The sequence below is a fragment of the Methylobacterium sp. C33D genome (assembly GCF_053345825.1).
In genome coordinates, this window is record NZ_JBKFAV010000054.1 from 23,669 (window position 1) to 35,247 (window position 11,579).

8 protein-coding genes are annotated in these 11,579 nt (G+C 60.3%); 2 read left to right on the top strand and 6 right to left on the bottom strand.

What is annotated here, in order from left to right:
- The first annotated feature begins 94 nt into the window (after positions 1 to 94).
- Positions 95 to 316 carry a hypothetical protein gene (locus ACLBXO_RS28740; protein ID WP_447687547.1) on the top strand — a complete coding sequence of 74 codons (222 nt, stop codon included), beginning with the start codon at positions 95 to 97 and terminating at the stop codon, positions 314 to 316.
- Between the two features lie 1,691 nt (positions 317 to 2,007).
- Here the strand turns inward: ACLBXO_RS28740 and ACLBXO_RS28745 are convergent.
- A complete protein-coding gene (locus ACLBXO_RS28745; RefSeq protein ID WP_091928315.1) occupies positions 2,008 to 2,208 on the bottom strand; it encodes a hypothetical protein in 201 nt (66 codons plus the stop codon).
- A 231-nt stretch (positions 2,209 to 2,439) separates the two neighbouring features.
- Here ACLBXO_RS28745 and ACLBXO_RS28750 point away from each other — a divergent pair, with 231 nt between their 5' ends.
- A complete protein-coding gene (locus ACLBXO_RS28750) occupies positions 2,440 to 3,336 on the top strand; it encodes a 3'-5' exonuclease (RefSeq protein WP_447687548.1) in 897 nt (298 codons plus the stop codon).
- 307 nt (positions 3,337 to 3,643) lie between these two features.
- Here ACLBXO_RS28750 and ACLBXO_RS28755 read toward each other — a convergent pair whose 3' ends face one another.
- The 5 genes from ACLBXO_RS28755 to ACLBXO_RS28775 form a co-directional block, all read right to left on the bottom strand.
- A complete protein-coding gene (locus ACLBXO_RS28755) occupies positions 3,644 to 4,354 on the bottom strand; it encodes an SDR family NAD(P)-dependent oxidoreductase (RefSeq protein WP_447687549.1) in 711 nt (236 codons plus the stop codon).
- On the bottom strand, positions 4,332 to 4,616 hold the full coding sequence (locus tag ACLBXO_RS28760; RefSeq protein WP_447687553.1) for a 2OG-Fe(II) oxygenase family protein: 285 nt from the start codon (positions 4,614 to 4,616) through the stop codon (positions 4,332 to 4,334). The genes ACLBXO_RS28755 and ACLBXO_RS28760 overlap by 23 nt, the downstream gene beginning before the upstream one ends.
- Positions 4,617 to 5,128: 512 nt before the next feature.
- Positions 5,129 to 6,568: an HlyD family type I secretion periplasmic adaptor subunit gene (locus ACLBXO_RS28765; protein ID WP_447687550.1), complete on the bottom strand. Its 1,440-nt coding sequence runs from the start codon at positions 6,566 to 6,568 to the stop codon at positions 5,129 to 5,131.
- A 1-nt stretch (position 6,569) separates the two neighbouring features.
- Entirely contained in the window at positions 6,570 to 8,732 is a 2,163-nt protein-coding gene (locus ACLBXO_RS28770) for a type I secretion system permease/ATPase (RefSeq protein WP_447687551.1), read from the bottom strand.
- 90 nt (positions 8,733 to 8,822) lie between these two features.
- Positions 8,823 to 11,558, bottom strand: a complete 2,736-nt coding sequence (locus ACLBXO_RS28775) for a calcium-binding protein (RefSeq protein WP_447687552.1) — start codon at positions 11,556 to 11,558, stop codon at positions 8,823 to 8,825.
- Between the last annotated feature and the right edge of the window lie 21 nt (positions 11,559 to 11,579).

Genomic DNA, 11,579 nt, shown 5'->3' on the forward strand with positions numbered 1-11,579 from the left:
CCTGTGACCGTGGGGATCCGCCGACACGCGGATGTGCGTCGACACCGGTGTGTGGCTCGGCTAGACGCGCCGCTCCCGATTCCGGAGCGGCTCGATGCCCCATGTCAGGAGCGCTGACCTGCCGGCCCTGCTCCTCGCCCTGGCCACGGAGAATACCGCGCTGCGCCAGCAGCTCGGCGACGCCCAGGACATGCTGATGGAAACCGCCATCGACGCCGGACACCTGCACGCCCGCATCGCGGCCGTGCAGGACGAGCGCGACGCTTGGCGCGCCGAGGCCGAGCAGCTGCAAACCCGTCTCCCACGGGTGGGCTGATCGGCGACAAGCCGAGATTGGCCTGCTACACCGCCGCCTCTACCCATCAGGTGCTCGAGGCGTTCGCGACACCGCACGGCACCGCGGCGGGCAAGCGCGCGACGACAGGCAACCGCGGGCCAGTTCCCCTCGGTTCGCCCGTGACCCCTCGGCCGGGCGGTCGCGTGAGGGTCGGCGCCGCGGTGGAACTGGTCACCGCACGCGCCGGCTCACGGCCCGCTCTCACGCTCGACTGAACCCATGCGGCACGTCCTTGGCATAGAGGCCAGACCCGCCGCCAAGGCAGCCGGGCTCATGACGCACGTCGACCTCGATCAGCGCGCTGGACCTCACCCTCTGGCCCAGCGATGTCCCCGTTCGCGTTCCGCCGGTGTGTTGAAGCGGCTTATGTGCTCGGGGTCCCCGGGTTGTGGTTCGGGCTTGAGCGCGGACTTGCGCGGCTGTGGTCGTCGGACCTGAGGCGAGCCGGGGTTGGGCTTACCGGATCCGCGGCCTTCTCCTTGTCGGGGTGATGCTGCCAGCCTTGAGAGGCGCTGTGTGGGACGGCTCGAGGTGTGGAGTATGTCCGGCTACCCCCCGTCCTTCTCGTTGCGCTTCCTGGGTCAGCTTAGTGACGGCTTGCGTCCCCGACCGTGCTGAGCCTGGTTGTCGGATGCGGGCTCTCGTTGTCAGCACACACCACGCACCTCCGGAGGGCCATTCGCGGCCAGAACCCGGAAAAGCGATTGTGGCAACGCCACTTGGGCTGGCCAGAAATGGGTTCGATCGCCGGTTCCAGGCCGACGACCGGACGCCGGAGGATCCCTGCGATAACGATGCCGACATGGGGTGATCAGCGACGCGACAACCGTCCGATATGCCCCGCACACGATTTGCCTCGACGCACAGGCATAGGCGCGACAGCCGCGCCGCGTGCCGGACGCAAGCGACAGTGATGCCGGGAACAGCTCGGCCATAGTCCGGAGCATAGAGCCGCGCGGCGACGCGTACGATGCGGGTGCGACGTGTGCAGATCGTCCGATATGCTCGGAGCAAGGCCGGCAGAGCCCGAACACGAACGGAAGGCAAACCGGAGCCAAGTCGATCGACATCCGGGGGGACGACCCGACGCACAGTCTGAAGTAGCTTCAGACCTCACACCGTCCGAGAAAGAAGGGAGAGGTGGATCCATCGGGTGATACGGGCTGATTTTTTGCCGGTTCGGCTCGATCGGATGGAGCGCCACGGCTGCCTGCACCTTCAGTGCATGTGTGATGCCCTTCTCGCTACCGTACCACGGCCGTCTTCTACCGCCTCTTGCCGGACCCGGCCCGTACCCTGCCGTGCCGCCACCGACGTGCCACGTCGCCGTTCAGGCTGAGACCGGATCCGACGGCGCCGCCACCCATCCGCTGTAGCGTCGGTGCGGTTGAGGAAGGCTGCGCCCACGACGGGCTACAAGGACCCACAGGGTGCCAGTCATTGCCAGCAAGTTTGCCAGTGGTTTGCCATAAGCTTGGAGTATCACACCACACGCACTGAAGCGTCTGAGACCCCGTAGGCCTGTCGAGGAACCCGGCTGCGCGGACGGCGTCGATCGAACTGGCCCCGTGGCTTCCGGCCGTCGTCCAGTCTGCTCTACGGACCCTTATTCGCAAACGAAAAGGGCCGGCCTCGAGGCCGGCCCAGCGTCCCACTCGGAACGATCCGCCTTACTCTGCGGCGGTCATCTCGGCGGTGTAGTGGCCGCACCAGTCGCCGGTGGCGACCACCGGCCAGAGGCCCTTGGACTCGGGCGCGGGCTGGCTGACCGGCGGGTTGAAGCGGCACAGACCTGCATCGTTCTGCGCGACGGCGCCGTTGCCCTTGTGCTCGTCGAAGAAGCGGCAGGTCTCACACTTGGCGTTGGCCATGATCGGGCTCCTACAACGGGGTGACGGCCGGCGGCTGCGCTCAGTTGCGAATTAGAACAGATCTAATCTGATGGTCAATAGCAGGCTGGGGCGGAGGCCAGACGCCGCATCCGTCTGTGGACAGGCCTTGCCGTGGCTGTCCGTAATGCTCGGCCTGCCGCTAGGCTCAGGCGGATCCGCCGCTGCGACCGGGATGGTGCGCGGCCAGGGAGAACCGGGACCGCCAGGCACGTGAGCCAGCCCCTCGACAGCATCGCCACTGTCCTCGAAGGCACGGGCGACTACCGCGTGCTGCGCCGGCTGCAGCCGCTGGCTGACCATCCGGACGCCCCCAACGAGCCGACGTTCATCGGCCTGGTGGTCGACGTTGAGACCACCGGCACCGACTTCAGTACGGACGAGGTGATCGAGCTCGGGATCCTGAAATTCGAGTACGGCGCCAGCGGGCGCATCTACCGGGTTCTCGACACCCTCAACCAGCTGCAAGAGCCGCAGAAGCCGATCCCGCTGGAGATCACCCGACTGACCGGCATCACCGACGCCGATGTGGCCGGGCAGCGGATCGACGATGCGGCGGTGGCGCGGGTCGCAGCCGACGCTGCCGTGGTTATCGCGCACAACGCCAGCTTCGACCGGCAAATGTGCGAACCGCGCTGGCCGGTGTTCCGCGAGAAGAACTGGGGCTGCTCGTGCCACCAGATCCCGTGGCGGGCGGAGGGGCACGAGGGGCTGAAGCTCGGCTACCTGCTGGCCGATTGCGGGTTGTTCCACCGCGGCCACCGGGCGATCGACGACTGCCATGCACTGCTGGCGCTGCTCGCCCGGCCGCTGCAGGCCTCCGGCCAGCTGGCGCTGGCCGCGCTCCTGGAGACGGCGCGCAAGCCGACGGTGCGGTTGTGGGCGCAGGGGTCGCCGATTGAGACCAAAGAGCTTCTGAAGGCGCGTCACTACCGCTGGAGTGGCCGTCGCCGCTGCTGGTACGTCGACTTGGACGAGGATCAGATCGAGATCGAGCGGACGTTTCTGAGCGAGGCGATCTACCGCCGGCCGATCATCGACCTTCCGGCCGACCGGTTCACGGCGCGGGACCGCTACTCCGCCCGGACCAATCCCGAGCAGGGCACCTGAACAGGAAGAGCTCTGCTGGGGCGATCATTCGCATAAGGGCCAGATTATGGAGCTCGGATCATGGCGAATTGAAACCGCCTCGCTCATTGTCCCCAACCACATCGCGGATGTCGACTTTGGTTCGCGTTGCGTACCGGCTTACATTGGTGATGTCCGCTGCTTCCCTGCCCGCAGTTTCAGATTCATGCAGGGTTGAGCGGCCAACGCATCATGGAAGTCCCAGTTCGGCGGTTTGAAAGATATACGGAACAGTGGGCCTTTAGTACACGCCTCCGGCTCTTCATGACGGGCTGAAACAGAGCTATCATCACTGCGCATCTATTTTGAACAATTGCCCAGTTGCCTGTGACTCCAGTGTAGATAAGATTACATCCACTACGGACTTGACAGGTATAATCCCAGGAAAGCTGTTTGGGCATACAGCATTGACGCGAATACCATAACGTCCATAGTCGGACGCCATATGGATCGTCATCATATTTTCTGCTGCCTTGCTCGCAGCATACATGCCCTGACCGGTGCCAGGAAAAAGCTTCAAGCCCGCTAGACTCGAAACATTAACAATCGAGACGGATCTATCTTCTGTTCTCAAATGCTTCCATTTTGAGTGAAATAGAACTGAGCATATAACAGCGGGTGCGACAACGTGCAGATGATATTGATTGCCGGCTCCGTTCGCGATGAAGTGGGCGTCAATCATATTACCAAGAAATCGACCATCTCCCGCGCAGTTGATAACATGATCAATGCGAGGCACTAACGCAGAAATTGTTGTTAAAACAGAGATAATTTGATGTATGTCTGTTAGGTCGCAAAATACCTCCTGAAATGATTTTTTGGATGTTGTGCTCCGATCCGCATCGAATACCTCTGTAGCTAGACGAGGTGACAATGACGATGACTGTCGGGTCAACGCGATGATATCAAAATTTGGGCTTAAGGCATCGATCAGCGCGCTCCCGAGTTGTCCCGATGCGCCAGTTAATAATACAGATTTACGACCAGTAGACAGGGTCATGATTGGGCCATTGCTTTCTGGCGGACTCCATTGAGCGGTGGAGCCATAATGTGATTGAGTTTCGCCGTCGAGTAGTTGTCATAAAAGTGTGCCATGAATGTGGGGTGCACTCGAACAGCAGGAGAGAGTTGTTCTTCGGAGGAACTAACGCTGTATGCTGCTGAGTTCCAAAAGCTGGAGTGGTATATATACCCGTCATTCCGCCATGTTCTTCCGACCAATCATTATTATTTAGATAGAATATCATGGTCAAATACCGCATGCGGCAAATTTTTTCTGGCAATATTACATCGCAATACCCGTTTCTATACTTGCATCCATCGGCAAATGAAAATATCGTCTCGCCTTCCTTTGCCGGTCGTGCAAACCAACCAGGGTTGTAATCATTGTGAACCCAACCAGTGCGGCTTCCGGCTGGATGAGAATGGATCGCAGCATCTACCTCAAATGTAGTGATTAACCCCAGTGCTTTACTGATTAGATCAAGCCATTTATAATCTAGAAGCGGAAAAAAATCTTTACGATCAAATTCTTGGAGCGGCTCAATGATAGCATCGTAATTTTCTACCCTTGAGCTTTCTGTGGCTTTTGAGCACTTCAGGTCAAAACCGCTACAGATTGCTCTATAGATTTCATCGGTAAAAACATTCTCAACATAAACATGTCTATAAGGATGTTGCCGAACCGGCCACAGAGAATTATTTAGCACTTTATTCCCCGTACATTGTGTTGCAATCTACCGATTGGCACTGAGTGATTAATCCAAATTTCCGATCACCGTTCGCGCATCGCTTCGGCCCCAATTTCAACGAGCGGCGAAAATATATATTCGATAATGCGCCGTCTGCCGGTTTTTAGTTCAACCGAGACGGTCATGCCGGGCGAAAGCGGTACGATCGCGCCATCAGCGGCGACTGACAGTTTCTCCGGATGCACAATCAATGGAAATACGAGGTTCTGCGTCCTCTGCGCACCACCGAGGAAATTGCTGGATTTTCCGTTCTTGACTTCACCGTTCTCAATCTGTTGAGCATCTGGCTCGGGAATTGCGTCGGTGGCAATGCGTACAACGTGTGCTGGGACTGTGCCGTAGCGCGTAAAGGGCAGAGAGTCGACTTTGATGAAGGCTTCCTGCCCGACGTGCGCGAACCCGATATCCCGGTTCTGAAGATATGCTTCAATTTCCAACGTTGACCCATCGGGCACAACCCGCATCAGATCTTCGCCGACGCTGGCCACTTGCCCGACTGTCGTGATGGTCGAGCCTTGTATCACCCCCGCTATCGGGCTCCTGATAGTCATGTGCTCAGTGTGCGCCTTCGCCTTGATTAGACGCTGCCGGTAGTCGTCGGCTTGCCGGTCAACTTCAGCCAAGCGCTGAAGATTGTCGGCCAGGAATGCATCGCGACTCTTGGCCATATCCCGATCGATCACATTCAGACCGGCCTCCGCTTCCGCCTTCTCGCCGATTTCTGTGGCCAGTGTAGCTTGCTGGGTCAGAAGTGTTTCTGTTGCATCGATTAGGCTGGCTTTGGTCCCGGAGAGTTTCTCCATGAGGGTAGTTCGCATATTTACGCGTTCAGTAACGGTAGAGACCAGATTTTTCTGAGCAAGAATAGTGTTTTTTAGCCGGTCTATCTCAGATAATTTTTGTTGTTTCTGCGCTTTTAGGCTCTCCATATTAGAAGAAAGTTGTACGAGGTCTCCAGATAAGACGCTCATCTCTCTCAAGCGCACGGCCAGCGGGATGTTTTCAGCCCAAGCCAGGATCGGCATTTTCAGGTCGTTGTTCCGCACCGTATCGATGGCGGCTCTGCGCCGGATCGCCTCCGCTTCGAAGGCGATTAGGTTGGCGGCCAGGGACGCCTGTTCCGCGGCAGCTTCCGTCGCGTCGAGTTCGATCAGGACGTCGCCGGTCGCGACGTGCTGTCCGTTCTCTGCGTGGATCACCTGAACCCGGCCGGTTTCCAGGGGCTGGATGACCTTCACCCGCCCCGTCGGCTGAACCTTTCCCTGCGCGACAGCGACGATGTCGATGTAGCCGAAGTAGCTCCACGCCAGCGCGACTACGACCAAGGCACAAATCAGGCTCATCAACGCCATCCGGACGGGGGAGGGCGGCGTCTCCAGGATCTCCAGAGCAGCGGGTAGGAACTCCTGATCGCGACGAAGCGGCCGCTCGCGCAGCGGCAGTTTGAGCACGGTCGCATTCATCTCACGAGGCCTTCGCTTGATCGAACTGCATGGCCCAGAGGCGTGCGTAGAGGCCGTTGGACCGATGTACGAGCTGATCGTGGCTGCCGATCTCGATGATCTGCCCGTCCGCCATGCTGACGATGCGATTGCAGGGGCGCACGGTCGCCAGACGATGCGCGATGATGATCACGGTCCGGCCTTTGACGATCTGGCGCATGTTGGCCTGGATCACGCGCTCGCTCTCGTAATCCAGCGCGCTCGTCGCTTCGTCGAAAATCAGGATCGGCGGGTTCGTCGCCAGGGCCCGGGCGATGGCGATGCGTTGGCGCTGGCCGCCCGACAGGTTCGCGCCCCGCTCCTCGATCAGTGTATCGTAGCCTTGAGGTAGCCGATTGATGAACTCGTCGGCTCCGGAGAGCCTGGCGACGTTCATGACCGCGGCTCGCGGCATGGCTGGATTTGCGAACGCGATGTTGTCGTGGATCGTGCGGTTGAACAGGAGATTTTCCTGCAGGACCACGCCGACATTGGTGCGCAACCAAGTCGGGTCGACCTGTGCGACGTCGACGCCATCGACCAGGACCTGCCCTTCCTGAGGGAGGTAGAGGCGCTGGACGAGCTTGGTCAGCGTCGACTTGCCCGATCCGGACGGACCGACGATCCCGACCACTTCGCCCTGCCGGATCGACAGTGAGACCCGCTTCAGGACCTGCGGCGAACCGGGTCGGTACGCGAAGGAGACGTTTCTCAGCTCAATGTCGCCTCGCGGCGGCGGGAGCGCCGCGGTTGTCTGCGGTAAGCGCTCCGCCGGCGTGTTGAGGATATCGCCCAGTCGCTCCACCGAGACCTGGACCTGCTGAAAGTCCTGCCACAACTGAGACAGCCGCAGGATGGGTTGCGCGACCTGCGAAGCGATCATGTTGAAGGCCACGAGTTCACCAATGGTGAGTTCCCCGTCGATGGCGGCTTTCGCGCCGAACAGCATGATCGCGGCCGTGGTCAGCTTGCTGACGTACTGGATGGCGTTCTGACCGCCCGCCGCCAGGATCGTCATGTCGAATGCGGTCCGGACATAGGCTGCTAGCCGCTCTTCCCATTGATGGCGCATCATCGGCTCGACCGCGCTGGCTTTGACGGTCTGGATGCCAACGACGGCCTCGACGAGGAATTGTTGGCTCTCGGCGCTCCGATTGAACTTCTGCTTGACTTGCTCCCGCAACGGCGGCCGGACAAAAGCACTGATCGCCAGATAGATCGGAATGGATATCAGAACGATCAGCGTCAGTTTCCATGAGTAGACGAACAATACGGCTATGAAGATGACCGTGAACACGAGATCGATGCCCGAGAAAAGGGCTTGGCCGGTTAGGAATGATCGGATCGTTTCAAGCTCCCGGATCCTCGCCACGGTTTGCCCGGCAGGTCGTGTCTCAAAATAACTGAGCGGTAGGTTCAAGAGGTGATGGAACAACCGCTTGCCGAGTTCGACGTCGATGCGGTTCGTGGTGTGCGACAGAGCGTAGGTGCGCAGGTATTGCAATGCGACGTCGAACAGCCCGACGATGGCCAAGCCTGCCACAATGACTAAGAGCGTGGAGTAACCTTTGTGGACCAGGACCTTGTCGATGATTACCTGGAAGAACAGGGGAGTGACGAGAGCGAAGACCTGTACGAATAACGAAGCGAGCAGGACGTGGGCGATCGGCTGGCGATAGCGCCAAAGCGATGGGAGGAACCACTGAAACCCGAAGGTCTTCGGATCGACACCTTCACCACGGAAGCGGCGCTGGACCAGAATGAGCTCAGATCCGCATGCCCCGAGAAGCTCCTCTATGGGAAGATCGCGGACGATCCGTGTGATCGGATCGACGAGCCTGTATGTACCAGTCGGCGTGCGGCCGCTGTAGACGGTGTAGCTGCCGTCATTCAATTGTAGGATCGCCGGAACCGGCACGGTGCGCAGTCGCTTACGATCGACGGATACCAGCCGGGTCTTGAGGCCTGTCAAACTGGCCGCTTGCAGGATGTGTCGGCTGGACGCACGTTGTCCGCTAATGGCGAGTTCGCGGCGGAGATGGTCCGGATCGGCCGCGATGCGATAGTAGCCAGCAATGGCACAGAGCGCCTGCAAGCCGGTGTCTGCCATAATCAACGCAGCCGACTGCGATGTGATCGTATCCATTGCCCCACCGAATGCGCGCAGTTTGTCGGCGTGTACCCACATCGGTCAAGCTGAGAGATCATCGATCTCCCAGCTTGCCGCTGCTCATACTCAAACGATACGGAAGTCGCTCTTGGTGAGCGATGAAAGGTCCGTGTTTTTCATAATGACTTTGTCCGTGGCCGACTCTGTGATCACCACATCAGAACCGACCTGCGAGGCTGCTGCCAGAGCAGAGGATGCGTCCGCGAAGATCGTATGATCAAATTGCAGCAAATCGTGTCCGGTGCCGGACGGCTTGAAGTCGGTGATTGTGTCTTGTCCGGACGCGGGGCCAAAGATGAACAGGTTTGATCCACCCCCTCCGGTGAGGGAGTCATTCCCTCCGCCGGCAATAAGAACATCATCGCCGGCACCTCCGACTAGCGTTGTTGCGTTCGCTGTTCCGGTCAATGTGAGTGACACATGCGACGTGATAGCCGATTGATCCCACGTAGTTCCGTCCGCGAATTGGATTGCGCTGACACCGTGTTGAGAGTCTTGGAACTGGTTTGTGAAGGTCAGTACGGCGCCCGTCGATCGATTGGTGACAATTAAATCTTCATTATTGGATCCACCACGGGTTAGAATTACGTCTGCGGCGTTTAAGCCGGAGAGGACAGCTTTGGCGTCGTTGCTATAATTGCTGGACTCGATTGTGAAGGTTTGATTTCCATCGGTGGCTGCCCACTCAACGGTAAGCCGATCGTCATGAAAGGCGCTGACCGTATAGGTACCCGGCCCGAGATCGTAGACTAGGTTGGAGCTGTCGTGGGTGTCGTAGGCATTGCTCGCTGCGCCTGCTGTACCCGTTACCGTGCTGTTTGATGAAGAAGTCGAACCTGTGATCGAGCCGCTCGCGGAGGAGGTCGAACCCGTGGTCGAGCCGCTCGCGGAGGAGGCCGAACCCGTGGTCGAGCCGCTCGCGGAGGAGGCCGAACCCGTGGTCGAGCCGCTCGCGGAGGAGGTCGAACCTGTGGTCGAGCCGCTCGCGGAGGAGGTCGAGCCCGTGGTCGAGCCGCTCGCGGAGGAGGTCAAACCTGTGATCGAGCTGCTCGCGAACGTGGAATGCGTCTGTGCACTACTTGATGCAGTGACGGTGCCTCCGGCAGCGATAGCTGTTTGGATCTGTTCGCGGTTGATAGTGGTACCGTCGGCAAACGTGATGCGATTTATGCCATATTGTGTGCTATTCGCCCAAAATTGCCACCTAGATCGAACTGTATCGCCGGTATTGGTTATTGTGATGAGCAGAGCGTCGCCGTCCTGCGTAAGAACGACCTCGTTCGGATTTGTGTCAGACAATACGAGCGTGTCGTCTCTAGTGTATCCAGATCCTGGGTTGTCGATTACATCGTGCCCGTCGCCCTTTGCGAAGCGAATTACGTCGGCACCATTTCCGCTTAGGAAGATCGATTTGTCTCCTTTTCCCAGCTGAATAGTCGCTCCATCGTCTGGCATGGTAACGCTGTCGTTCCCGTCGGCACCACGCAGCCAAGCGTTCGAAAGAATGCTCGCTTGGTCCCATTTGGTGCCGTCGGCGAACACGATCGACTGGATGCCGTCGTGGTTGGTCGAGTTGAACTCGCCCGGCACGGTGATGGTCCGGCCGGTGGCCGTGACCGTCATCAGCAAATCGCTGCCGGAGCGGGTGAAGGCGACGTCCGACGGCTTGAGGTCGGTGAGCTGCAGGGTGTTGGCCACCGTGTTCCAGCTGTGGACGTGGGCGTCGATCTCCAGGTTGCCGTCGCCGGAGCCGTACACGAACGTGGTGTTGCCGGTGTTGTCCTGGTCGCCGGCCACGAGCACGTCGTTGCCGGGCCCGGCCACGAGGGTGGCGGGGCCGTCCTGGGAGGTGACGGTGACGTCGCCTGTCCCGGCCCGGTAGGCGGCCTGGGCCTGGATCTGGTCGCGGGTCAGCGTGGTGCCGTCGGCGAACACGATCGACTGGATGCCGTCGTGGTTGGTCGAGTTGAACTCGCCCGGTACGGTGATGGTCCGGCCGGTGGCCGTGACCGTCATCAGCAAATCGCTGCCGGAGCGGGTGAAGGTGACGTCCGACGGCTTGAGGTCGGTGAGCTGCAGGGTGTTGGCCACCGTGTTCCAGCTGTGGACGTGGGCGTCGATCTCCAGGTTGCCGTCGCCGGAGCCGTACACGAACGTGGTGTTGCCGGTGTTGTCCTGGTCGCCGGCCACGAGCACGTCGTTGCCGGGCCCGGCCACGAGGGTGGCGGGGCCGTCCTGGGAGGTGACGGTGACGTCGCCTGTCCCGGCCCGGTAGGCGGCCTGGGCCTGGATCTGATCGCGGGTCAGCGTGGTGCCGTCGGCGAACACGATCGACTGGATGCCGTCGTGGTTGGTCGAGTTGAACTCGCCCGGCACGGTGATGGTCCGGCCGGTGGCCGTGACCGTCATCAGCAAATCGCTGCCGGAGCGGGTGAAGGCGACGTCCGACGGCTTGAGGTCGGTGAGCTGCAGGGTGTTGGCCACCGTGTTCCAGCTGTGGACGTGGGCGTCGATCTCCAGGTTGCCGTCGCCGGAGCCGTACACGAACGTGGTGTTGCCGGTGTTGTCCTGGTCGCCGGCCACGAGCACGTCGTTGCCGGGCCCGGCCACGAGGGTGGCGGGGCCGTCCTGGGAAGTGACGGTGACGTCGCCTGTCCCGGCCCGGTAGGCGGCCTGGGCCTGGATCTGGTCGCGGGTCAGCGTGGTGCCGTCGGCGAACACGATCGACTGGATGCCGTCGTGGTTGGTCGAGTTGAACTCGCCCGGTACGGTGATGGTCCGGCCGGTGGCCGTGACCGTCATCAGCAAATCGCTGCCGGAGCG